Below are 24,577 nucleotides of genomic sequence, written 5' to 3'. Positions count from 1 at the left end.
ATCATTGTTAATGACAAGTATAGACACCCCGCGAGGGATTGAAGCTATTTTGCCCGTTGGAACGGTGGCTTCAAATGTTGCCCAAAGACGTTGATTAATGCGCCAATGACAATCAACGAGCCACCCAAATATGTCCAATAGGATGGGATTTCGTTGAACACCCAAGCACCAAGTAGGGCCGAAAAAACAATTTGCACATAGGAATAGGCTGAGGCTTTGCCTGCGGCTTGAGTCTGCATCGCTTTGGTTAGCCCATACTGACCTATCTGAGTAAAGACGCCAACTAGGATCAGCATCAAGGTCAAAAATAGACTTGGCCACACAAAATCATCGCCAATCAAAACCATAGAAGTGGGTAGGGCCATCAGTGGGAAATAGAAAATAATCACTGAGCTGTCTTCTGTCTGGCTTAACCGACGGACAATCACGTAAGCAATAGAGCTACCAAAGGCACCTAGTAGTGCCATCATCACACTAAATAGCGGTAAGTCTGAGCTGGAGCCGGTTTGCATGCTCGGCTGAACCATGACACCTAAACCCACTAAACAAAGCGCGATGCATATCATGGTTGAAAACTGAATGCGTTCCTTGAGGAACAGCACGCCAAGCAAGGCAGTAAACACAGGGTGCACATATTGGAGGATGGTTGCTTCCGCTAATGGAAGGGTGGTCACCGAATAGTAAACACACATGAGAGCAACCGTGCCGACTGCACCACGAAGCATTAATAAGGGCTTATTGTGTCCCCACACTGAAATGCGCTTGCGTTTGACATCAAGGTAACTGATCACCAGCGAAACTAATGCCCTTGCGGCAACGATCTCAAACACAGGAATACCATAGTTGCTGACGTATTTGACGCAGGCCGACATCAAGGCAAAGCCAAGCGCCGAAAGCAGCATAAAACGCACCCCGACAGGGATGACAGATAAAACGGTATTCATGACGATTCAATCACTAGAGGAAAGTGGAAGCCAAACTTTAACATATTTGTCAGTTTGAAGGTGTTTGGGGATTGAAATAAGAGTAGAGATATAGAAAAAGCGGCTATCCAGCCGCTTTGTAAACAGGTACTTTCGAGACGATGACTCGTTAGTGATCCAAACTTGTTTGGTGTTCACTGATCAGCATATCCAGTGCTAGCTCAGCTTTTTCTTCCGCGACGGAAAAGCTATCTGCGGCATCAAATGCTTCGACGACTTCGTAGTAGCACTTCAGCTTAGGTTCTGTACCTGATGGGCGAACGATGACACGTGCACCGCCAGACAGGTGATAGATCAGAACGTCACTGGCTGGTAAGTCAATAGATTCAGTTTTTCCGTCTGCAAAGGTACGTGTTGAGGATTTCAAATCTTCAATCACTTCGACTTTACGACCCGCGATTTGACTTGGTTGTGCAGCTCGTAGCTTGTCTCCAACAGGCGGTGCTTTTGGATCGAGCGCAGTGCTATGCTGAGCATTGATGTACATACCGTGCTCGCGATAAATACTTTCCAATTGATCCCACACCGTTTTCCCCTGACTCTTTAGCTCGGCGGTTAGTTGAGAGAAAGCGACTAGAGCAGACAAACCATCTTTATCCCACACTTTATTACCCACGGTGTAGCCTAGTGCTTCTTCATACGCGAACAAGAATTGCTTCTCTGCGGTTTCTTTCTGCATGGCGATATTGGTCAGCCATTTGAAACCCGTCAGAGTTTGGTAGTACTCAGCGCCATGAGAAAGTGCAATCTTCTTAAGCAATGTTGAAGACACGATAGTATTACCAATCAACTGTTGAGTTGCATCGGTATGGCTAAGTAGATAGTTGCCAAATAGAGAACCCACCTGATCGCCCGTTAGCATCTGGTATTCGCCATCAGGTCGACGAGCAGCAACCGCAAAACGGTCTGCGTCAGGGTCATTGGCACACGCGATGTCGGCGTTGTTAGCTTTTGCCAACGCGACCACCATATCCATGGCACCAGCTTCCTCAGGGTTAGGGAAGTTCACAGTCGGGAAAGAACCATCAGGCTCACGTTGCTCGGCAACACTGTAGATTTTGGTGAAGCCTGCATCTTTTAGCAGTGTTTCTGCCATGTCAGCACCCACACCATGCATTGCAGTATAGGCGACGCCAACCGCTTCTGGCTGTTGATGATTAGCCAGCAGTGGGTTGCCATTCATCGTTTGGCGATAAGTCTCGTAGTAGTCTTCTTTTAGCCACACGAGAAGATCATGCTTTTCTGCATCATCAAGATTCATCAGAGGGATGGGTTTTGTGGCGGCTTCGTCGATTTCTCCAGCAATACCAGAGTCATGAGGAGGAATGATTTGAGCGCCATTTTCCCAATACACTTTAAAGCCGTTGTACTCGGGTGGGTTGTGGCTGGCCGTGACGACGACAGCAGCGGCGGCATTAAAATGACGAACACCAAACGCAGCGATAGGTGTCGCAGCAACATCGTGTGTCAGGTATACCTTGATGCCTAAAGAGGTCAATACAGAGGCGGTATCATGAGCGAATTGCTTTGAATCTGGGCGTCCATCATACCCAATGACAACGCCACGTTTTACTGCATCTTGAACGTGCTTAATAAGATAATGACCAAGCCCGGTAGCCGTTTCCTGAATAACAAGTCGGTTCATTCGATTTGGACCACAGCCGACTCTTCCTCGTAAACCAGCAGTACCAAACTCCAATCTCTGGCTAAATCGGTCTGCTAATTCTTGATACTGTTCTTTATCAATCAAGTGTTGAAGTTCTTCACGAGTACGTGGATCCGGATCTTTTTCCAACCAACGAGTAACTTGTTCCATCATAACTTATTTCTACCTTTAACTATCGTTATCCCAAGTGTATGACATTTGGGAAATAATGGATGGATATTAAGTGATATTGATTATCATTTGCGAGAGCGCAATCGCTAAACCAATTATTGTGATCAATCTTCAATTTAACCTGCTCAAATTAGCGACATTTCCATTAGCACTTTCTTGCACAATTAGTAAACGCCAACTAGCTTTTATTAACATAACTATAACAAATTACATCGAATTTGCTGTTTACAAGGAATTTTCCGCACCCTTTGGCCCACTAGGACTTTTTTGCGTCATTCAGGCTAAAGGGCGCCTTGGATAAATCATCAGAGATGATGCCTCAGGCAGAGGAGAGGTCTTTTGAAAAGATTACAGGTTTCACTGTGGCAACTGATCAATTTGTTGTTTGTTGGCTTTGCTACTTCAGTCAACGCTGAAGAGAACACCTTGAACATGACCAGAGGTGTGACAGGTATCAGTAATGAAGTCTATGACTTACACATGCTGATTTTCTATATCTGTTGCGCTATCGCCGTCGTGGTATTCGGGGCGATGTTCTATTCCATGTACCATCACAGAAAGTCGAAAGGGGCAGTGGCGGCCAACTTCCATGAAAGTACCAAAGTGGAAGTGATCTGGACGGTCATCCCCATCATCATTCTGGTTCTCATGGCCATTCCGGCAACTCGCACGCTTGTCGCCATGGAAGATACGTCTCAATCCGATCTGACGATTAAGGTCACTGGCTCCCAGTGGAAGTGGCACTACAGCTACTTCGGAGAAGATGTCGAGTTTTTCAGCTTGTTAGCAACCAGCCAAAAAGCCATTGATGGCATAGAAGAAAAAGGCGCGCATTACCTTCTTGAAGTTGATAACCCTCTTGTGTTGCCAATCAACCGAAAAGTGCGATTCCTCCTTACCTCCGATGATGTTATTCACTCTTGGTGGGTACCTGACTTCGCAGTGAAAAAAGACACGATCCCAGGATTTATTAATGAAGCTTGGACGCGCATTGATGAGCCCGGTGTTTACCGCGGCCAGTGTGCAGAGCTATGTGGTCGAGCACATGGATTCATGCCCGTTGTCGTCCATGCCATGGAAGAAGACAAATACGATGCTTGGCTATTGGCGAAGAAAGCCGAGATAGAGCAAGCGAAGCAAGAAGCGGCAGCATCTCTAACCGCGTCACTATCGCAAGAAGAACTGATGACGATAGGTGAGAAAGTTTATGTCGACCGATGTGCCGTCTGTCATCAGGTGAGCGGCGCGGGTATTCCGGGCGCATTCCCTGCAATTACAGGCAGTAAGATTGCGACGGGCGATGTTGATACTCACATTGACGTTGTAGTTAACGGCCGGGCAGGGACTGCAATGCAGGCTTTTGCTAATCAGCTTTCGGACAAAGAAATTGCGGCTGTGGTGACGTACCAACGTAACGGTTTAGGAAACAGTACGGGTGATGTGGTGCAGGCATCCGATGTGAATGCATTTAAGGCATCCAAGGAGGGGCAATGAAAACGTCCAAACCTGAGTCAATGAATTCTGAATCAGTAAAATCAGCGCCAGCGGCTGATGCCGAGTTAGGAAGAGCAAACAGTGCGATTGCCATTGATGAACACGATGATCATGAGCATCACGAAGCGCCTTCTGGCATAGCCCGCTGGATTTATTCGACCAACCACAAAGACATCGGGACGCTTTACCTTTGGTTCAGTTTCATTATGTTCCTGACCGGTGGAGCCATGGCGATGATCATTCGCGCCGAGTTGTTCCAACCCGGTCTGCAATTGGTCGAGCCTCAATTCTTTAATCAGATGACCACTGTACATGGTTTGATCATGGTGTTTGGTGCGGTCATGCCTGCCTTTACTGGTTTAGCCAACTGGATGATTCCGATGATGATTGGCGCGCCAGATATGGCGTTACCACGGATGAACAACCTCAGTTTTTGGATCTTACCTTTTGCGTTCTTAATCCTGATTGCTTCGTTATTTACGGAAGGTGGGGGCCCTGATTTCGGCTGGACTTTCTACGCGCCGCTTTCTACGACTTACGGGCCTGACAGTACTGCGCTGTTTGTGTTCTCAGTTCACATCATGGGGATTAGCTCGATCATGGGGGCGATCAACGTGATCGTCACTATCGTCAATATGAGAGCGCCGGGGATGACTTGGTTCAAGATGCCTATGTTTGTCTGGACTTGGTTGATTACTGCTTTCTTGTTGATTGCCGTCATGCCCGTGCTGGCGGGGGCGGTGACCATGGTCCTCACCGATAAGTATTTCGGCACATCGTTCTTTGACGCCGCGGGTGGTGGTGATCCAGTGATGTTCCAGCATATCTTCTGGTTCTTCGGTCACCCCGAAGTGTACATCATGATCTTGCCATCGTTCGGTATTGTGTCGGCCATCATCCCTGCGTTCAGTGGTAAAAAGCTGTTTGGTTACCACTCGATGGTGTACGCCACTTGTAGTATCGCGCTGCTGTCCTTCTTGGTTTGGGCGCACCATATGTTTACAACAGGGATGCCCGTGTTCGCCGAACTCTTCTTTATGTATTGCACCATGCTGATCGCGGTGCCCACTGGGGTCAAAGTGTTCAACTGGGTGGCTACGATGTGGCGGGGCGCCATGACATTCGAGACGCCGATGCTGTTCGCCATTGCTTTCATCATTCTGTTTACCATTGGTGGGTTCTCTGGCCTTATGCTGGCGATTGTTCCTGCAGACTTCCAGTATCACGATACGTATTTTGTGGTCGCGCATTTCCATTATGTGTTGGTTTCAGGAGCGGTATTCTCGATTATGGCCGCCGCTTACTATTGGCTACCGAAATGGACAGGGCATATGTATGACCATAAGTTGAGCTTGTGGCATTTCTGGTGCTCAGTGATTTCGGTCAATGTCTTATTCTTCCCGATGCATTTTCTTGGCTTAGCTGGGATGCCACGACGCATTCCTGACTATGCGATTCAGTTTGCCGACATCAATCAGATAGTGTCGATTGGTGGTTTTGCCTTTGGTTTGTCTCAGCTCATTTTCCTCTGGTTAGTGATTAAGTGTATCCGTGGAGGAGAAAAAGCTGAGGCAAAACCGTGGGATCGTGCTGAAGGGTTGGAGTGGACAGTACCAAGCCCAGCACCACACCATACATTCTCTACCCCACCGAAAGTGGATTGAGGGAAGCGCTATGGATGGACAACAGCAATCCAATAACAAATTAACCTTAAAACTGCTGGCAGCAGTGGTGGCAATGTTTGGCTTTGGTTTTGCGCTTGTCCCGTTATATGACGTGATGTGCGAGGCTTTAGGAATCAACGGAAAAACAAATACTGAGTCTGCGCTACAGCCACAGGGGATGGTTCCTGACACATCACGTCTTATTCGAGTTGAGTTTATGGCGCACAGAAATCAGGGTATGCCTTGGTTGTTTGAACCTAAGCAACAGTCAATGGATGTGCATCCCGGAGAAGTGATTCAGACTGCTTACATAGCGACAAACCAGTCGGCCAAGGCAACAATCGGCCAAGCCGTTCCTTCAGTGTCACCGGGCATGGGGGCGTCATATTTCAACAAAATTGAATGTTTCTGCTTTAATCACCAACCACTGGAAAGTCTGGCGAAAGCCGAGATGCCTTTGATCTTCTACATTGAGCCAGACATTCCGGAGTCGATTCATACATTAACGCTGTCGTATACCCTCTACGACATTACGGATAAGGTTCCTCAACCCGTTGAAGTAGCACGAATGGAACCGAGTGGCGACCTCACACAGCAAGGAGCTAAGCCATGAGTTCAAAACATCAATCATATTATGTTCCGGCTCAAAGCAGCTGGCCAATTGTCGGAGCGGTTGCGCTGTTTCTTATCGCGGTTGGCGCGGGGATCACTGTGCAGAACATGGCCGAAGGTGGAGAAGGCAGTGTCTTCGGCAAGCTGATTCTACTGGCTGGATTCCTGTTCCTGCTCTACATGTTTGCGGGTTGGTTTAGCAATGTGATTACCGAATCGATGACAGGTAAGTATTCTGAGCAAATCTCGCGTTCTTTCAGGCAAGGGATGAGTTGGTTTATCTTCTCTGAAGTGATGTTCTTTGGCGCCTTTTTCGGAGCACTGTTTTATGCGCGCATGATTTCAGTGCCTTGGTTGGGTGGCGCGAGTAATAACGCGATGACTCATGAAGTTTTGTGGCCTGCGTTTGAAGCACTTTGGCCCTTGACGACCACCCCCGATGGTGTCACAACGACAGCGATGGGGTGGCAGGGCATTCCGCTGATTAACACCCTGATTCTTCTGACTTCTTCTATTACTTTGCATATGGCCCATACGAGTCTTGAGCAGAACAAGCGCATGGCGCTCATTGTATGGCTAGAAATTACGATTGTTCTGGCGGGCTTTTTCCTTTACTACCAAGGCGTTGAGTACGCTCACGCTTATCAGGACCTAAATCTTACTCTGCAATCCGGCATATATGGCAACACTTTCTTCTTATTGACTGGCTTCCACGGCATGCACGTTTTCTTAGGGACAACATTCCTAATCATACTGCTCGCCCGTGTGGCAAAAGATCATTTTACTCCTAAGGACCACTTCGCGTTTCAGGCAGGCAGCTGGTACTGGCACTTTGTCGATGTGGTTTGGTTATGCCTGTTTGTCTTTGTTTATGTACTGTAGGTGTGCTCGCCCTTAGTAAGGGCGAACATTAGGTTCAATAAAACCTGTAAGAAGGGCGGCGATCAATAACACAACGGCGAGTGCAGAGAGGAACACACGTCGGCCAAGGTAATAACTCATAGGCTTATCTTGGCGAGGTTCCTCATCACTTTCAGGCTGAGGCCCTTTCACCATTTCGAGCATCGCTCTTGCGAGGTTTACGATGATAAACAGTAGTAACACTACCAACAGCGATTTGAAGATGAATACCATAAAGTCTTCCTTATCAGTTCAGATGAAGTCGTACTCGTTTTGGGTTGGTCTGTTATTAACTGTGGTTGCCTTTTCTATTTTGGTCAACTTAGGCTTGTGGCAACTATCGAGAGCTGAAGAAAAGCAGCAAATGGAGCGGTTTCTGGATGTAAGAGAACAGGCCCCTGCAATCGATATTACTCAGCTAAACGTTACCGAGACCCGCTACCTTACAGGCATGCGGGTTACCGCTGAACTAAGGCCTATCGAGGGAAAGTACCTATTGCTCGATAATCAAACCTATCAAGGTGAAGTTGGTTATTTGGCTTATCAGCTTATGGAGTTTGGGGTTGATAGCGCGGTTTTGGTGGAGCGCGGGTTTATTCCTTCAAAGGGTCAACGAGATAACTTGCCCAACGTTGATTGGCTGAACAGCCCACTAAAATCAGACGCGAGAGTTTACCAGCGCTCTTCAAATCCGCTGAGTGATGAGCTGTATATTGAGCCGGGTGTTCCGCATCGAATTCAAAATCTCAATATTGCTGAACTGGAACAATATTGGCAGCACCCAATAGAGCCTTACATTTTACAGCCCCGCACGTCAGATTGGCCCTATGGGCAGCCTTGGAAACCTGTCCCGCTGGGTTCCGCTAAACACACAGGATATGCCGTTCAGTGGTTTAGCATGGCTGTGGCTCTCGTGTTGTTGAGTGGTTGGGTTTTTATCAGAGCATTAAAACAAGGAGATCAGGATGGCTAATCCAGTTACAAGAGGCAGAATCATTCTGATTGCCTTGGTACTAATGTTTGCTTTGCCCGCAGTCATTGCCAAGACATTTCTCGCCAATCATTGGTATGAGTCTGGCGTGACGAACAAAGGCGAATTGATTGAACCAAAGCAAAGTTTTGATGGACTTGGAATCAGCAACCCTTATGCAAGCGAGCAATGGCAGTTGGGGTATTTGATTCCGCAGCAATGTGATGAATTCTGCCAGAAGCAGGTGTACTTGCTGGGTCAAAGTCATTTAGCGCTGGGTAAATATCAGAGCCGCGTTGCACCTGTGCTGCTTGTCTCTGAGCTCAGTGATACATCGGTATTGGAAAAGGGTGGGTTTGAAGCCATCAAAGTGAATCAAGCCTTCCATCAGGTTGTGTCTGACTTCGAGTACGTCATTGTCGACCCATTGGGCCAATTGGTGATGCGTTATCCCAAAGTGGAATCACAAGACGATTTGGTCCGCCAAAGCAAAGATGTACTGGCGGACTTAAGGAAGCTACTTAAGTTATCAAGAGTAGGCTAACAGTAGGGAAGGAGTTTGGTTATGGGATTGACCAATTTAGTTCGCCTAAGTCTCGTATTGACGTTTATCGTCATCATGCTTGGTGCCTATACCCGACTGGCTGACGCTGGACTAGGATGTCCGGACTGGCCGGGATGTTATGGCCAGCTGACCGTACCTAGCGATCAACAAGAAATCGCACTGGCAAAATCCTTGTATCCTGAGCTCACTGTTGAAGCGAATAAAGCTTGGCTGGAAATGATCCACCGTTATTTTGCGGGCACGCTGGGTTTATTGGTGTTTGCTATTTCATTTCGAGTGATTAAAGAGAAGTCGTTGCCTTATGGCTTACCGATTGTGATCTCTTTAGTGGTGGTTTTTCAGGCGCTCTTGGGTATGTGGACGGTAACCATGAAGTTGATGCCACTGGTGGTGATGGGGCACCTTCTTGGTGGGTTTACGCTGTTTTGTTTACTTGCGCTGCTGTATTGGCGGCTACTTGATCGCAAGTCACCCATCGAAGCCGTCCCTCATGTATCTGGTTGGTTAAAGTTTCTCGCGCCTGTCACTTTGTGTTTTGTTGTTATTCAAATAGCCTTGGGCGGCTGGACATCATCCAACTATGCCGCCCTAATGTGTACAAGTTTACCGGTATGTGAAGGGAATTGGACGGGGCATCTGGATTTTTACCGCGCTTTTCAGTTGATACAACCCAAGCAGGAAACCTACGAGTTTGGCACGTTAGACTATGGCGCTCGCATGACCATTCATGTGACGCACCGATTTGGTGCTGTGCTGGTGGCTTTGTTGTCCATCAGTTTACTTTGTGCGTTGCTATGTGCCAGAAATCCTAAGCTAACAAGTGCCGCTTTCAAAGTGGGTGTGTTGCTGATTCTACAAATCAGTTTAGGTATTGCTAATGTCTTACTTAGCTTACCTCTTGTGGTGGCGGTTGCGCATAACCTAGTCGCTGCTTTGTTGCTGCTTTCAGTCCTCCATGTCAATTATCTGCTGCGACAGAAAGTCACTGCTAATGCCCATTCCACTCGATTTTTCGTAAGGAGAGTTCGCGATGAGTAATTCTATCAGTCACATCTCTGAACAAGACCGATCATTATGGCGAACCTACCTCACTCTGACTAAGCCGAAGGTGGTTGCTTTAATGCTGCTTACCGCTCTGGTCGGTATGTGTTTGGCGGTGCCAGGAACACTGCCTGTTCAACAATCAATTCTTGGTATGTTGGGGATTGCTTTGATGGCAGGCTCTGCTGCAGCATTTAACCACCTGATTGACCGACGTATTGATGCGGTTATGGCTCGAACATACAAGCGACCTCTGCCGTCGGGTGAACTCAATGTGCGCAATGTGCTTGCGTTCGCCACTGGAATCGGGCTCGCCGGATTTGTGGTCTTGTATGTCTGGGTGAATGCGTTGACGGCTTGGCTGACTTTTGCCAGTTTGCTGGGCTATGCCGTTATCTACACCATGTACTTAAAGCGGGCTACGCCACAAAATATCGTCATTGCGGGGATTGCTGGTGCGATGCCGCCGTTACTTGGTTGGACGGCTGTCACAGGTGAAATGCATGCTAATGCCTGGCTGCTTGTGATGATTATCTTTATATGGACCCCTCCGCATTTTTGGGCATTAGCGATTCATCGCAAAGAGGATTATGCCAAAGCCGATATACCAATGCTGCCTGTCACGCACGGTGAGGAATATACGAAAACATCAATACTGCTTTACACCGTATTATTACTTATCGTTTGCCTGTTCCCTGTGTTGGTTGGGATGGCAGGAGTCTTTTACCTAGCCTCAGTAACAATACTGTCTGCGTTGTTTATCTATCACGCTTGGAAGTTGAAATTTGGTACTGACGAGAAGCAAGCCATCAAAACATTTAAGTTCTCTATTTGGCACCTGATGTTGCTATTTTCCGCGCTATTAGCCGAGCACTATTTGATTTGAGGGAAGTTTTGATTTGAGAGAAGTACCTGTCTAGCCATTTGCTTTATGTTTCAAGGAGTGGCGCTCAAGCCTTTTAAATAAGGTAGAAAGCGTCAGGCAAAATATCAGGTAAGTGGCGCCTACTATCAGCCAGAACTCAAAAATAAGGCCGGAAGAGTTTGCCATCTCTGTGCCAACGAAAGTCATTTCCTGAATCGAAATCAGTGACACAATCGAGGTATCTTTGACCAATGAAATGGCTTGTCCGGCAAGTGCAGGAGTAATTGCGGCTAATACCTGTGGGGCGATTACCAAACGGTACTTAGCCCAAGTAGATAGCCCCAATGCGTCCGCCGCTTCCCATTGTCCTTTTGCTATGCCAGCCAAACCTGAACGTACTATTTCAGCAACATAGGCAGAGGAAAGGATCCCGACACAAAGTACGCCAGACAGCAGGTTTTCCCATAGAGGCTTAGGCCCGAACAAGATCGATTGCAACGCATTCGCCTCTCCAGAGTACTCCCTTAGAATCCCTTCCAGCCCGATAGCGGGAATGAGCTGATTTGAGATAAAAAAGTAGAAGATGAACACAAAGACCAGCGGGGGAATATTTCGGATTAACTGGATATACACATTGGCCAGTGAACGAAATACGTAAATGGAAGAATGCCTAGCTACACCAATGAGTGTTCCCAAGGTTAGTGCCAGTAGCATTCCCCAAACACTGAGCCGTAATGTCGAGATCACACCCTGAATGAAGTAGGGCAACGACCCATCAGAGCGTGAAGTAAAGATTAGCGTGAATGCTTCGCTCCATCGCCAAGTGTAATTCACTCCGATAGAAGCACGTTGGTAAAGCCAGAACCCAAATCCAGCTAAAACAAGCAATAAAACTACATCAAGTTTATTGAAGTTCCAGCTGGGTTTTCTGTCCTGACTGGCGGTCAGCAAATTCGATTTATTCACCTAACGTCCTGCTAATCTTTATGTCTTGTCAATCATCCTGGGTTTAAGAAACGTGGTTATTGACCGGTTGCAACTTGCTGCTGCCAGTCGAGCGTCGCGAACCAGTATTCGTATCTCTGCTCAAGCCAGCCATCTTCGGTACGAGCTTGTATCCACTGGTCGAAGAAGGCTTGCTTGTCACTTTCACCAAGACGAACGGCGAACGCTTCGTTACCCTTAGACAGGCGCTCATTAAACGGGATAAACAGTTTGTCGGCATTCTTTACTGCTTCATGTTCAGGTTTAGGGCTAGAAGCAATCACAGCGTGAGCGTTACCATTGAGGACTTCCTGAAATGCTTGAGCATCGTCGTCGAACTGAAGAATTTTAGCTTTTGGAAAAGCTTCTCGAGCGACTTGTACCGTGAAGGCGCCACGGCGTGCAGCGATTTTAATGCGTCGAGAATTGAAATCGCTCATTTCAGAAAAGCCTGAAGCCAGTTCTTTATTGGCTGCCACCTGAACACCAGAGTGTGAATAAGGAGTGGTAAATAAAACACTCTTAGAGCGTTCGGGAGTCACGCTCATGCCGCCAATAATGACATCAAATTTTTTCGCCAGAAGCGCTGGAATAATGCCATCCCAAGCGGTGGGTACAAATTCGACTTTCCAGCCAGAATCCGCGGCAAGACGTTCAGCCACATCGATCTCAAAGCCGATTAAATCCCCTTGCTTGTCGCGCATTGCCCATGGGACAAAGGTCGACATTCCGACGCGTAAGGTACCGCGCTCGTTAATCTTATCCAAATTTGGGGTTTCACTGGCAAGCGTTGGTAGTGCTACTGCTAGCCCAAGCAAAGCGGTAATCGCTTGCTTGAAAGCTCTCAACGAACGAATCTTTTGTCCTAAGTGTTTCATTTGATTTCCTTATTATTGAGCACGCCATTGGGCGCCAAGTTTGTGTTCTAGCCAAGCGGAGATTCCCGAGAGTGACAGTGTGAGTAAAAGATATATCGCTGCCACGCTAAACCATATCTCAAATGGCATCGCGGTTTCCGAAACAATGTTTCTTCCTTCTGTCGTCAGGTCGAATATGGCCATTACGCTGACAATTGAGGAGTTCTTAACCAGAGAAACCACTTCATTGGTTAAAGGCGGTAACGTTCTTTGCAGTAACTGCGGGAAGATAACGTCGTAGTAGGTAGAGAAAGGGCTGAGCCCAAGGGAGCGAGCAGCCTCAAACTGACCTTTAGAGATGCTGTTCAGACCTCCACGAAAAATCTCAGCGGTGTAGGCACCTTGGAAAAGTGAGAGCGCCAAAATCGCAGTCGCAAATCTATCAAGGCCGATCACTGGACCAAAGACGAAATACAAAAGGTATATCTGAACCAGAAGTGGCGTATTGCGAATCAGCTCAATGTAAGTATTTGCGATGGTTCGGCCTACAACAGATTGAGAGAGCTTGAGTAAAGCCGTCAACATTCCAATCAGCAGAGTAAACAATAGGCTCCATGCCGATATCTTGATAGTGACCCACAAGCCTTCGAGCAGTTCAGCAGGCCACCACTGGCCATCTTCATAGAAGGCAAGATAGTCAGGTACTCGGTGCCATTGCCACTGGTAATCTATTGCTTTCGCGCCAGAATCCAGCAGCCACCATAACCCTAAACCTAGCATTACGATCTGAGCGAAGGCGGATAAAACGGGCTTTAAAATTCGGCTAATCATTGGTGGCTCAGGATCTGCTCCAGAAATCGTTGTGTTCTTGGATGTTGGGGCGCACTGAACAATTGCTCAGGGGTAGCCATTTCGAGTATTTCTCCCTGATCCATAAATATCACTCTATCGGCCACCTTTCTGGCAAAGCCCATTTCATGTGTTACGCAAATCATCGTCATGCCATCTGTGGCTAAATCTGTCATCACTTCCAAAACCTCTTTGATGGTCTCAGGATCTAAAGCGGAGGTTGGCTCATCAAACAACAAAATCTCGGGTTTCATACACAAAGAGCGTGCAATGGCGACACGCTGCTGCTGCCCGCCAGACAATTGAACGGGATATTTGCTTGCCTGCTCAGTGATGTTGACGCGATCTAGAAAGTGCATGGCTGTATCGATGGCTTGTTGTTTCGATTGCTTCAATGTGCGCATCGGTGCCAGCGTCAGGTTCTCTAATACGGTTAAGTGAGGAAAAAGATTAAAATGCTGAAAAACCATGCCGACTTTTCCCGGTGAGACAGAGGACAAAGGCTGGCCGAGCACCTGAATATTGCCTTTTGAGATGGTTTCCAAACCGTTGACGGTACGAATTAAGGTCGATTTTCCAGAACCAGAGGGACCACAAACGACTAACCTCTCTCCTTTTTGTACAGAGAGGCTAATATTCTTCAGTGCCTGAAAATGGCCGTACCACTTGCTGACGTGTGTAAAATCGATGGCGCTCATGCCGGTTCTTTATATGCATTTATTTGTATTTCCACCTTAACAATATCAAAGAGATATTGCATCTCATGCGGTTCAAATAGAGCTAGAAAGCCTGATATTGCTCACTCTTTATCGTATGTAATTTAAATTTTACATGCGGTGTAAAATGTAAAAATAGAAGAAATATTGCCTTTTGGTTTAAAAAGTGGTTGCAAGCATCGTTTTTGATAGATAAGTTACAGGGAAGATGAAAAACAAAATAGAGCATTTATGCACCACTAATTTTTGGTGCGGTGTTCAAGCCAAGAGAAATAGGAAGACGTAAGCAATGTTCCAGACTGATGATGTACGAATTAGCAAAGTAAAAGAATTATTACCGCCAGTAGCTGTTTTAGAGAAGTTTCCGGCAACTGAAACTGCGTCTTCAACGACTTTTCGCTCTCGTGAAGCAATCTCTAAGATTTTAAACGGCGATGATGACCGCCTGCTGGTTATCGTTGGTCCTTGTTCTATTCACGACCCTGAAGCAGCAATCGAATACGGTAAGCGTTTGAAAGTATTGCGTGATGAGTTGGGCGACCGTCTAGAAGTCGTGATGCGAGTTTACTTTGAGAAGCCACGTACAACTGTGGGTTGGAAAGGTCTGATTAACGACCCGTACCTGAACGATACGTTTAAGATCAACGACGGTCTGCGCATGGGTCGTAAGTTGCTGCTGGATCTAACTGATCTTGGCCTACCGACGGCGAGTGAATTCCTTGATATGATCACTCCGCAGTACGTTGCAGACTTAATCAGCTGGGGTGCTATCGGCGCACGTACTACTGAGTCTCAGGTACACCGTGAACTGGCTTCAGGTATCTCTTGCCCAGTCGGCTTCAAAAACGGCACTGATGGCAACATCAAAATTGCATCAGATGCAATCCGCAGTGCGAGTGCTTCTCACCACTTCTTGTCAGTCACTAAGTACGGTCACTCAGCAATCGTTGAAACTGCTGGTAACCCAGACTGCCACATCATCCTACGTGGTGGTAAAGAGCCTAACTACAGTGCTGAGCATGTTGGTGCTATTAAATCTGAACTTGAAGCGTCAGGTCTACCTCAGAAGGTGATGATCGACTTTAGCCATGCGAATAGCTCGAAGCAGTACCAGCGTCAAATGTTGGTTTCGGAAGATGTAGCGGGTCAAATCTCTGCAGGTGAAGATGCTATTTTCGGTGTAATGATTGAGTCACACCTAGTTGAAGGTCGTCAAGATCTTGTTGATGGTCAAGCACCGACTTACGGTCAGTCTATCACTGATGCATGTATTGGTTGGGAAGACACTGAAAAGGTTCTTCGTCAGTTAGCCGATGCGGTAGAAGCGCGTCGTAACAAATAAACCTAGCTCTTATTTGTAAGAAAAGCTCCCAAATTGGGAGCTTTTTTCGTTTTAGGGGTTTAATTGAACACTGTTTAATATATTATGGAAATCAAACTTATCGACCCCAATGATTCATGAAGCGAACGTCAACGACTATCTGGACTGTCATACTATGCTTGGCTCTAGCCCCATGGGCTCACGCGGCCCAAAGCGAGAGTGATTTGTTTATTTACACTCTGCCCAAGTACGATGACTCGCGCAATGATATGAACCAAGACCCGATTGATGTAAAGGTCGATAGTGCATCACCTCCGCCAGCCTTGAAGCTAGATTATGAGGTCCCTTGCGATCTCAAATGTGGCATCGGTCATACAGGACTGTTCTTACTTTATATTGCGGCGGAAGGACAGAAAGATCAGCAATACCGATATTCATTGATGAATCCAAACTACGAACCTTAATCTGACTATTTTGAACAAGGGCTCTCGGCAGAGAGCCCTTGTTATTTATTTACCAACGAAACCTACAACAACCGTGTCACCTTCCAAACTCCGAGAGAAAACATAGGCAGAATTGTTGCCAATTTCTTTGTGTACACCAGCTCCTATTGCTGGGTGGGATTGACGGAACTGGCCTAACGTTTGCCAGTGCTTGAGAAGTTGTTGGCGCTCTTTGCTTAGCTCCCACAGCATGTCTGAGCGAGTGCCCTGATGGAAGTCATCAGCATAGGGGCCTAAATCTCTTCCCACTTCATCACCGTAGTAAACCTGAACAGCGCCGGGGCTAAGTAGTAAAGCGTTGGCGGCGTTACGCTGCATCTCAATCGAGTTGAAACGACTGAAAAACAGTTCTGTGTCGTGTGAAGACATGTAGCTGACAGGGGTAAAATCTGGCGTTTCTTGCATTGAATCGGCGTAGTTTTGATAGGTCTCCTGCATTTGGCTCAGACAAGCAGCACCTTTGTCGAGTTTCTTCTGCATATCAAAGTTGATTAGCGCATCGAAACCTTGGTCAACATAAGGAGAACGGTAAGCAGAATGTCCCCAGACTTCACCCATCATCCAAAAAGGTTGCCCAGTCTGATTATTATTGACACGCCATTGCTCAAGGCTCTTTGTTGCCTCGCTTTTCAACCGTTTCCACACATCTCCTTCAACGTGTTTAACGGTATCAACTCGAAAGCCATCAATACCAAATCGCTTGACCCAGTCGGTTTGCCACTCGATGAGGTAGTCAGATACGGTGTAGCTCTCACGCGCTTGAACGCGGGTTCCTGGATTGTTGAGTAACCATTCTGGTGGCATTACGTGCTGCTCAGACTCGGTCAAAAAGTCGGGTAAGCCAGCCAGCGTCATTGTGATATCACTTGATCCGGGTTTGCTGTAGCCTGGTAAACCTGCTCGAACCCAGTCTTTACCCCACCACTGCTGCCAGTTTGAACTTGTGTAATCAACAGAATCGTTAAAGCTATGCCAGTTCTGCCCTGATTTGGGTGCCCAGTCTTGCCACTTATCGGGCATATTTTCGGTGTTAACAACGTTTATGTTGTCGAAATGTAAGTCTGCCAGTGTCGAGTAACCTGAATGATTGACCACGGCGTCAAGGAAGATACGCATACCACGTTTGTGAGCCTGTGTAACCAACTGCTTTAGATCCTCTTCATTACCAAAGTTCTGATCGATTTTAGTGAAATCACGAGTCCAGTAACCGTGGTAGCTATAGAATGGAAAACTGCCTTTCTCTCCACCACCGACAAAGCCGTGGACTTGCTCTACGATAGGAGAAAGCCAGATTACGTCAGTGCCAAGGCTTTGAATATAATCGAGCTTTTCGGTTAGTCCTTTAAGATCCCCTCCATGAAAGGTGCCTATCTCTTGTTTGCCATCTTTCTTTCGACCATAGCTGTGGTCATTGGATGTATCTCCGTTGTTGAATCGATCCACCATGGCGAAATAGATATTGGCGTTTCGATAGTCGAATTGCGCAGAGGAGGCGCTGGCGTCGGCCTGTTCAAGTAGAACAAGTCCACCACTGTTCGGAGAGGGGGTTAATCTGACTTGGTTGTTTTGCACGGTAACGAGTTGATTTGAAAATGCCTCTCTGAGCTGAGTGCCGTCACTGAAGGTGTCACCTAAAGAAAGTGTCACTTCTCCACCTTTGTATTGCTCGCAAACGACATCAGGGATAGGACGGGTAAACTTCTTGGCTGCGACTTTCTTTGCTTCCCGAGCAATTGTTACTGTGTGTTGAGTATCATCGTAGGCAAAGGAGTAATCACCACTGAAGCGGATCTTAACTGATAATTCGGTATCGCTACTGCAATTGAGGCTTAGTGGCTTACGGAACCTAACTTTCTGTTCTGTCACCGATGGGCATGTACCATCGATCCCCGATATATTAACTTGATAGGTTTCTTTTTTAAGCGGCAGAACCAATGGATCCAATGCGCTTAAAGGGAAGTCCCGACTTGTGGTGGTGGTTGAAATGGTAAGAGTCGGCGCGGCTAAACTTGCTGAGCTGATTAAGGCAGTCAGCACAGCAAGAGAGAGATGTGTTGGCTTCACGTTCATTCCTTGATTGTTTTTTCATCAAGGCTAAACCGATTCTCTCAAGCTGACATCATTCCCCTAATCTACGCCCTAAAGTTTGCTCAAAATCACAGCAGTCATCCTTTGCGTTCTTCGAATGATGGTTTTAGCTCTGTGTCTTTATCTGGCGATTTAAAAATTGCGCCATGGCAGATTCATCAAGGTATCCATCGGCTTTCTTGTGACCTCGCAGATATTGATAACCTGCAATGACATGGCGGTGTTGTTCATGGTCTTTGGGGTCAACGCCATGAACGTGTCGATAGGCCATAATGTAAGCGTCCATGTCGACCACTTCAGCTTGTCTGTATAGATATCCGCAGCCAGTGGCCAGCCATTCAAGTGAACAGTTGGCTTTCATGGCTATCTGGTTTGCTTTCGACAAACTAGGTTCACTTCCGTTGAGATATTTGCGAATCAAGGCCTCTGAGAGTTCTACTCTACGAGCAAAACCAGAAACCGACTCCTCACCAATCAATTGTTTTAGCCGTTCGGAGAAACTCAATTTTTCGTACTCTGGTTCGAATTTGTTGTCAGTATACGTTGAGCATTGAATTAAACAAGAATAGTGTAAAGGCAGATTTTATTAGGAGGTAAGTGATGGTGTCTAAAGTCACAATTGCGCCGCAAGGCCCGGAGTTTTCTCAACTGGTTCAGGGCTATTGGCGTCTTGCAGAATGGGGTATGACGCCTCAGCAACGATTATCGTTTCTCAAGCAGCACATTGAATTGGGTGTCACAACGGTCGATCATGCCGATATTTACGGTAACTACGAATGTGAAGCGCTATTTGGTGAAGCGTTAAAGCTAGATCCTTCCGTTCGCGATGAGATCGAGATCGTTACTAAGTGCGATATTAAGCTCTGCACCGACAAATTTCCTCAGCGCAAGGTGAACTATTATGACACCAGCGCGGGGCATATTTATGAATCGGTCAACAATTCGTTGGCACGTCTGAATATCGAACAGATTGATGTGCTACTCATCCACAGACCGGATGTACTGATGGATGCGGATGAAGTGGCGGATGCGTTTAATGAATTACACAAAGTTGGCAAGGTGAAGCATTTTGGTGTGTCTAACTTCACTCCAAGTCAGTTTGAGCTTCTACAATCTCGTGTGACAAAACCGCTTGTTACTAACCAGGTTGAAATCAACCCGCTGAATTTTGAGGTTGCCCATGATGGCACGTTAGATCAGCTTCAAATGAAGCGTGTACGACCAATGGCGTGGTCTTGTCTAGGCGGTGGAAGCATCTTTACTGGTGCAACCGAGCAGGCACAACGTGTTCGTGATGAGCTAGAAGCTATCCGATGTGAAGTAGGTGCGCAGAGTATTGATCAAGTCATTTACGCTTGGGTTAATCGACTGCCATCACGACCTCTGCCTATTGTTGGTTCAGGAAAAATTGAACGCGTGAAAAGCGCTGTTGAAGCAATGGATATTGAACTGACTCGTGAGCAATGGTATCGCGTTTGGGTAGCCTCAAAAGGTCATGGTGTGCCATAGGCCATTTAAAATGAAAACAAAAAGGAGTCAGCTAAGCTGGCTCCTTTTTTAGTAACAGATAGAACGATTGGCAAAACGCACACTAAATGGTGTAACAGTATATTCGACAAGTGCCTCAGGTCGTATTGGTCTTGAATAGTAAAAACCTTGAATGTAGCGCACGCCAAGCTCGTTCAGTTGGCTGATCTGAAGTTCGTTTTCTACACCCTCAGCAATAATCTTCATGTTCAGTTCTTTTGCTAAGCTCACCATAGACTGAATAACTGGTTTGATATGGGTGTCTGCGCCTAAGCTGTTGATGAAAACTTTATCTATTTTCATCACATTAAACTTGTGCTGTCTTATTAAATTCAACCCGGAGTATCCGGTACCAAAATCATCCACTGCGACTTCAAATCCAAGCTGGCTTATACGCTGTAAAGAATTGAGTGCGTCCTTAAGTTGCTCGGTTGGAAAGTCGAGGTTTTCCGTCACCTCTATCAGAATGTGTTGAACATAAGCAGGGTTTTCTTCGGCGTAAGACTGCAGAAAAGCCATAAAGTCAGGTTTGAGCAATGATGTACGGCTTAAGTTGATACTAATGTAATGGTTGCCTAGGTTATGGCCATTTTGGGTTAGAAACTCTGTCACTGATTGAAAGGTGTGACGAGTCAAATCATCAATGAGATCCAATTTCTCCGCGAGGGGAATAAATATTTCAGGAGAAATGTTGCCTTTCAGTGGGTGATTCCAACGTAGCAAGGCTTCACTACCGACGACATTGCGCGTTTCGATGTCCACAATAGGTTGCAAATACAGTTCGATCTGACGCTCGTCTATGGCTTTGTTTAGACAGAATTCGATCGAATGCCTGACAAGAGTGTGATGACGCAGCAGGATATAAATCAGTGACAAGGCGAAAGCGAACAGCACGACCTGCCAAATGTTTTGTTGGTAATGGTGAAGGTAAGCGGCAGTATCAAGCTGGATTTTGACCGACAACGGATAGAGTTGTGATGAGAAGTTAAACGGAGTGGTCATATATTCAGAAATCTGATGTTGACCTTGAATACTGCGGCTGAGGACTTGAATCTGATACCCGTAGTGCTGATTGTCTAACAGGGAAGAAGTTTGTTGCAGAAACTGATTAGGTGGAAGTAGCGCGTTAATCCCCGTTCCGTCATTGGAAGAGACGTAAATGAAAAATGAATTGAGTTTGCTTTTAGATTTGGTCAGCGAAATGGTGATGTTATTTGATGACTCTGAAATGCGCTTTAACACGGAAGAAAACAAGCGGATACGGGTTGGCCCTTCGTTGCTGGTGCAATACACATTGGAACCCTGATATAAGCCAATTTCTTTAATCATATCAGAGTGAAACATATGTGCGCGAAGGGCGAGCTTGTCTTCTTCGCTGCATGAAGTGCTGACATTTTGCTTCAGGACGATTAATTCGTTGGCTACTCGGTCGATATAGTTTTCCAGCGTGGCCACGGAGTGGTTTCCGTCTAGGATCGCTTGCTCTCTGGTTTGATGATAATTCCAGATAAACGACACAATAAGTACCGCTGCAAATATTCCGGCAATCGGGAATAAATTGGGTACATGCGCGAAAACTTCTCTTCCATTAGCCAAGTAACGCTGAATTTTGTAATTCATGAAGACATCAATGTCCGTATAGTATTTTCTTTACTATAAGAGTTATCTATCAAAGACGATGTTTTTCATAGCCTTAATTAAGTAAACACCACAGTTTTTAACTCCAATTCTCAAAGTTGAGACTTTGGCGTATGCGGAACAGTTAACTGTTGAATATCATGATGTTAGGTATCGGGTATCTGGGCGGGTTCACGTCTATACTTAAGTTAATAGCGAATATCGGCTGTAATAAGAGAATAAGCACTGGAATCATAGACAAAATTTGATATTTTTGTCGCCAATACGCTTGTTAAATATTATTAAATTTCTTAATTGCTGTTGACTTGCTTAGTCAGATTGAGGGGATAAATATGGATGTCGAAATAGTACGCCAGGCTCGCATCGTAGAAGAAGTAAATGGTGATGTTATCGCCGTTAAGCCAGATGGTGCTGCGAGAAAAGTCATTCAAGGCGAGGCTATCCAGTCGAATGAAATCATGATCACCGCGCGCAATGCTTCTGTGGTGTTAAGTGCGGACGGTGTTCCCTCAGAGATTGACGAAAATAGCATTTCTCTTGATTTAGAGAGCGCAGAAGCTGGTGCGTGGCATGTTGCGTCAGTTGACGGCAATGTTGAGTTTGATCTGGACCAGCTTGGTGAAGGTGCTTTAAGTGAAGATGATATTGCGGCGATTCAAGGCGCAATCTTGGAAGGCGCTGACCCGACTCAAATTCTAGAAGCAACAGCAGCGGGGGCTGGTGGTGCTGGCTCGGCTAATGGGGGCTTTGTTTCCGTTGAATATAATGGCACCGAGGTGCTGGCGAGCACTTTTTTCGAAACTGCTGCTCAGGCTTCAGAAGAGGTCGATGAAACGGATGACGAGCTAAGAACGTTAGTCTTTGCTGCTGGTGGTGAAAGCATTTCTGACAGCGTGATAGAAGGTTCTCTTTCCGCTGGCACTTACCCTCAATCAGAAACAGCTACAGTCACCATCTTTGCCGGTGATCTTCCCTTGGACGCAGACAGTTTTGTCCCTGAACCAGCATCACTCGCCAGCTTATTAGCTGAACTCAATTCCGATATCACATCTTCAGGCGAAGCCGTTACGTTTACTTATGACTCGGCCGAAAACGATATCATTGGCGTCAATGCTCAAGGCGAAGTGCTGCGGATTGATATTGATACGACTCTGGTCGGCAAGGATGTCAGCTTAGAGCTGACTACAACTATAAGCCAACCTATTGATCATGTTGACTCGATAGGTGGTGGGCAAGTTGCGATCAGTGATGATCAGATCTCAGTCAGTTTTGATATCACAGGTGCCGATTCAGGTGGCAATGCCATTCAAGCTCCGATAGATGCTCAGGTTTCAATTGGCGATGGCGTTAACCCAACTCCTCAAGCGACGAATGTTCAGAACGTTGAATCTGACTCAACGTTAATCCAAGGCGAATTGGTAGAAATTGGTAGTGACGCACTTGCTTCAGTAACGTTTGACAGTTCTGCCCTTCAGCAATTTGACGGCTTACTCAGCGATAATCAAACCACGACGGCAACACTGTCAGAGGATGGCACAACAATCACGTTAACGGCTGATGGTTCCGGCGACACCGTACTAACGGTCAGCGTTGATACGCAAGGGCAGTACCAGTTTCAGCAGTTTAAGCCTTTGGAACACAACAGCTCTGATACGATCTCTCTTACGCTGCCTACGACTATTGTGGATTACGACCAAGATACCGTAACCAACAACATCAATATTGAGATCACTGACGGCAACAACCCTGTGATTACCAACATTGAAGGGTTGAGTCTTGATGAGGCAGGCGTCGCTGGTGGCTCGCAAGTGGGCACTGCTGTGGTTTCGGGTAGTGGCTCAATAACAGCCACCACAGGCAGCGATATTATCGATCACTTCGAGCTGGAGCCAAGCGAATTTAACACCGATGGCTCACTCACTTCGCAGGGACAGCAGGTCACTCTTGAACTTACGACTAACGAGAATGGTGTGCGTACCTACGAAGGTGTGATTGAGCTTAACGGAAGTCGTGTCACTGTATTTGAAATTAAGGTGGATTCACCTGCGCAAGGTGATTATGAATTCACGTTGTTTGAACAGCTTGATCATCTAGGTGCGAATGACGAGTCACTGACGATTGAACTTCCAGTCTATGCGGTTGATGCGGATGGCGACCGCTCTGAATTAGCGGGTGGTTCGGGTTCACCGGAAGCGGGCAAAATTCTCATCCAAGTGAAAGACGATGCACCGACGATTAGCGGTGCTGACGCTTTGTCTCTTGACGAAGACGACCTTGCTTCAGGTTCCTCTCCAGACGCTGCTTCTTTGACGGCAAACGGTCAGTTTACTGTAACTGAGGGTGCAGATACGGTAGTTGAATATCGACTGGATACAAATTCTAATCCAGTCGCGGGTCTAGAGTCGAACGGCTTGGCAGTATCACTCAGTGAGACTTATGACAGCGCAACCAATACTTATACCTATACCGCTTCAACGTCTGCTCAGGACGTGTTTGTCCTGACGATAAAAGGAGACGGCAGCTACTCATTTGAATTGAAAGCGCCGATTGATCATGCTGCGAACGCGGATGATCAAAAGTTGAATTTCTCGATTATTGCTAAAGATAATGATGGCGATACCTCGACTCTAGATATCTCCGTCACCATCGTCGATGACGCTCCAACGATTACAAATGCTGAAGCATTGAGCTTTGAAGAAAATGACCTTGCTGGCGGCTCTAGCCCAGACGGTACCTTGCTGAGTAAAGACGGCGACTTCACCACCACTCAAGGGGCGGATAAGGTGGTGAGTTACGAGCTTGACCTGACCACCAACCCGATTGATGGCATGACCTCGCAAGGAAAAGCGGTGACGCTGTCTGAATCTGTCGATGCCAATGGTGTGGCGACGTACACCGCTTCCAGTGCCGATGGCGAAGTGTTTGTACTAACGCTACGCCCAGATGGCAGCTACACCTTTGAGCTGAAAGCGCCGATTGACCATGACGCCAACAGCGACAGTGAACTGATTAACTTTACGGTAGTGGCAACCGACACTGATGGTGATACCGACAGCATCACGCTGCCAGTGACCATTGGCGACGACAGCCCGAACATTGCCTCAGCAGAAGCACTCATTCTGCAAGAAAATGATCTGTCTGGCGGCTCTAGCCCAGACGGTAC

22 protein-coding genes are annotated in these 24,577 nt (G+C 46.7%); 12 read left to right on the top strand and 10 right to left on the bottom strand.

Going from position 1 to position 24,577, the window contains the following annotated elements; all coding sequences use genetic code 11:
• Positions 1-44: 44 nt before the first annotated feature.
• Together F0265_RS23540 and F0265_RS23535 are read right to left on the bottom strand one after the other, a co-directional pair.
• Entirely contained in the window at positions 45-944 is a 900-nt protein-coding gene (locus F0265_RS23540) for a DMT family transporter (RefSeq protein ID WP_065742196.1), read from the bottom strand.
• Between the two features lie 148 nt (positions 945-1,092).
• On the bottom strand, positions 1,093-2,802 hold the full coding sequence (locus F0265_RS23535; protein WP_171750534.1) for a phospho-sugar mutase: 1,710 nt from the start codon (positions 2,800-2,802) through the stop codon (positions 1,093-1,095).
• A 357-nt stretch (positions 2,803-3,159) separates the two neighbouring features.
• Here F0265_RS23535 and coxB point away from each other — a divergent pair, with 357 nt between their 5' ends.
• Genes coxB through F0265_RS23515 form a run of 4 tightly spaced genes read left to right on the top strand, consistent with a single transcriptional unit; the run spans position 3,160 to position 7,472 of the window.
• On the top strand, positions 3,160-4,314 hold the full coding sequence (gene coxB, locus F0265_RS23530) for a cytochrome c oxidase subunit II (protein ID WP_171353637.1): 1,155 nt from the start codon (positions 3,160-3,162) through the stop codon (positions 4,312-4,314).
• Complete coding sequence (gene ctaD, locus F0265_RS23525) at positions 4,311-5,978, top strand: cytochrome c oxidase subunit I (protein WP_021457923.1); 1,668 nt, start codon at positions 4,311-4,313, stop codon at positions 5,976-5,978. The genes coxB and ctaD overlap by 4 nt, the downstream gene beginning before the upstream one ends.
• Positions 5,979-5,988: 10 nt before the next feature.
• Complete coding sequence (locus F0265_RS23520; RefSeq protein ID WP_171750533.1) at positions 5,989-6,591, top strand: cytochrome c oxidase assembly protein; 603 nt, start codon at positions 5,989-5,991, stop codon at positions 6,589-6,591.
• Positions 6,588-7,472: a cytochrome c oxidase subunit 3 gene (locus F0265_RS23515; protein WP_095561661.1), complete on the top strand. Its 885-nt coding sequence runs from the start codon at positions 6,588-6,590 to the stop codon at positions 7,470-7,472. Before F0265_RS23520 ends, F0265_RS23515 begins: the two co-directional genes overlap by 4 nt.
• A 12-nt stretch (positions 7,473-7,484) precedes the next feature.
• Here the strand turns inward: F0265_RS23515 and F0265_RS23510 are convergent, their stop codons facing one another.
• A complete protein-coding gene (locus F0265_RS23510) occupies positions 7,485-7,724 on the bottom strand; it encodes a DUF2909 domain-containing protein (protein ID WP_006960389.1) in 240 nt (79 codons plus the stop codon).
• Between F0265_RS23510 and F0265_RS23505 the strand changes: the two genes are divergently transcribed.
• From F0265_RS23505 to cyoE, 4 genes are read left to right on the top strand one after another with little or no spacing between them, the layout of a single operon-like run.
• The gene (locus F0265_RS23505; protein ID WP_171750532.1) at positions 7,714-8,463 is read left to right on the top strand and encodes an SURF1 family protein; all 750 of its coding nucleotides are present in this window, start codon (positions 7,714-7,716) and stop codon (positions 8,461-8,463) included. The genes F0265_RS23510 and F0265_RS23505 overlap by 11 nt on opposite strands.
• Positions 8,456-9,004 carry a hypothetical protein gene (locus F0265_RS23500; RefSeq protein WP_040121277.1) on the top strand — a complete coding sequence of 183 codons (549 nt, stop codon included), beginning with the start codon at positions 8,456-8,458 and terminating at the stop codon, positions 9,002-9,004. Before F0265_RS23505 ends, F0265_RS23500 begins: the two co-directional genes overlap by 8 nt.
• Before the next feature lie 21 nt (positions 9,005-9,025).
• The gene (locus F0265_RS23495; protein WP_171750531.1) at positions 9,026-10,063 is read left to right on the top strand and encodes a COX15/CtaA family protein; all 1,038 of its coding nucleotides are present in this window, start codon (positions 9,026-9,028) and stop codon (positions 10,061-10,063) included.
• Positions 10,056-10,952: a heme o synthase gene (gene cyoE / locus F0265_RS23490; protein ID WP_171750530.1), complete on the top strand. Its 897-nt coding sequence runs from the start codon at positions 10,056-10,058 to the stop codon at positions 10,950-10,952. The genes F0265_RS23495 and cyoE overlap by 8 nt, the downstream gene beginning before the upstream one ends.
• A 30-nt stretch (positions 10,953-10,982) precedes the next feature.
• On the opposite strand, the gene F0265_RS23485 is transcribed toward cyoE, so the two are convergent.
• The 4 genes from F0265_RS23485 to F0265_RS23470 are packed head-to-tail and all read right to left on the bottom strand — an operon-like array spanning position 10,983 to position 14,319.
• Positions 10,983-11,897 (bottom strand): ABC transporter permease subunit, encoded by a 915-nt coding sequence (locus F0265_RS23485; RefSeq protein ID WP_171750529.1) that lies wholly within the window; start codon positions 11,895-11,897, stop codon positions 10,983-10,985.
• 56 nt (positions 11,898-11,953) lie between these two features.
• Positions 11,954-12,763 (bottom strand): transporter substrate-binding domain-containing protein, encoded by an 810-nt coding sequence (locus F0265_RS23480; RefSeq protein ID WP_171750591.1) that lies wholly within the window; start codon positions 12,761-12,763, stop codon positions 11,954-11,956.
• A gap of 42 nt (positions 12,764-12,805) precedes the next feature.
• Positions 12,806-13,603 carry an amino acid ABC transporter permease gene (locus tag F0265_RS23475; protein ID WP_171750528.1) on the bottom strand — a complete coding sequence of 266 codons (798 nt, stop codon included), beginning with the start codon at positions 13,601-13,603 and terminating at the stop codon, positions 12,806-12,808.
• Positions 13,600-14,319 carry an amino acid ABC transporter ATP-binding protein gene (locus tag F0265_RS23470; RefSeq protein ID WP_171750527.1) on the bottom strand — a complete coding sequence of 240 codons (720 nt, stop codon included), beginning with the start codon at positions 14,317-14,319 and terminating at the stop codon, positions 13,600-13,602. The genes F0265_RS23475 and F0265_RS23470 overlap by 4 nt, the downstream gene beginning before the upstream one ends.
• Before the next feature lie 307 nt (positions 14,320-14,626).
• On the opposite strand from F0265_RS23470, the gene aroG reads away from it, so the two are divergent.
• A complete protein-coding gene (aroG, locus tag F0265_RS23465; protein ID WP_006960398.1) occupies positions 14,627-15,679 on the top strand; it encodes a 3-deoxy-7-phosphoheptulonate synthase AroG in 1,053 nt (350 codons plus the stop codon).
• Positions 15,680-15,795: 116 nt separating this feature from the next.
• Entirely contained in the window at positions 15,796-16,122 is a 327-nt protein-coding gene (locus tag F0265_RS23460; protein ID WP_253809547.1) for a hypothetical protein, read from the top strand.
• Positions 16,123-16,167: 45 nt separating this feature from the next.
• On the opposite strand, the gene F0265_RS23455 is transcribed toward F0265_RS23460, so the two are convergent.
• Positions 16,168-18,231 carry an alpha-amylase gene (locus F0265_RS23455; RefSeq protein WP_171750526.1) on the bottom strand — a complete coding sequence of 688 codons (2,064 nt, stop codon included), beginning with the start codon at positions 18,229-18,231 and terminating at the stop codon, positions 16,168-16,170.
• Positions 18,232-18,355: 124 nt separating this feature from the next.
• Positions 18,356-18,754: a helix-turn-helix transcriptional regulator gene (locus F0265_RS23450; protein WP_171750525.1), complete on the bottom strand. Its 399-nt coding sequence runs from the start codon at positions 18,752-18,754 to the stop codon at positions 18,356-18,358.
• Positions 18,755-18,849: 95 nt separating this feature from the next.
• Here F0265_RS23450 and F0265_RS23445 point away from each other — a divergent pair, with 95 nt between their 5' ends.
• On the top strand, positions 18,850-19,758 hold the full coding sequence (locus F0265_RS23445) for an aldo/keto reductase family oxidoreductase (protein WP_171750524.1): 909 nt from the start codon (positions 18,850-18,852) through the stop codon (positions 19,756-19,758).
• Between the two features lie 48 nt (positions 19,759-19,806).
• On the opposite strand, the gene F0265_RS23440 is transcribed toward F0265_RS23445, so the two are convergent.
• The gene (locus F0265_RS23440) at positions 19,807-21,396 is read right to left on the bottom strand and encodes an EAL domain-containing protein (RefSeq protein WP_171750523.1); all 1,590 of its coding nucleotides are present in this window, start codon (positions 21,394-21,396) and stop codon (positions 19,807-19,809) included.
• 350 nt (positions 21,397-21,746) lie between these two features.
• Between F0265_RS23440 and F0265_RS23435 the strand changes: the two genes are divergently transcribed.
• Positions 21,747-24,577: retention module-containing protein (locus F0265_RS23435; RefSeq protein ID WP_171750522.1), on the top strand; the 2,831-nt coding region annotated here is incomplete at its 3' end.

The sequence above is a fragment of the Vibrio sp. RE88 genome, from assembly GCF_013113835.1.
In the GTDB taxonomy this organism is placed as follows: Bacteria; Pseudomonadota; Gammaproteobacteria; order Enterobacterales; family Vibrionaceae; genus Vibrio.
Note: the sequence above shows the minus strand (reverse complement) of the source record. Positions and strands in the feature narration are given on the sequence as shown.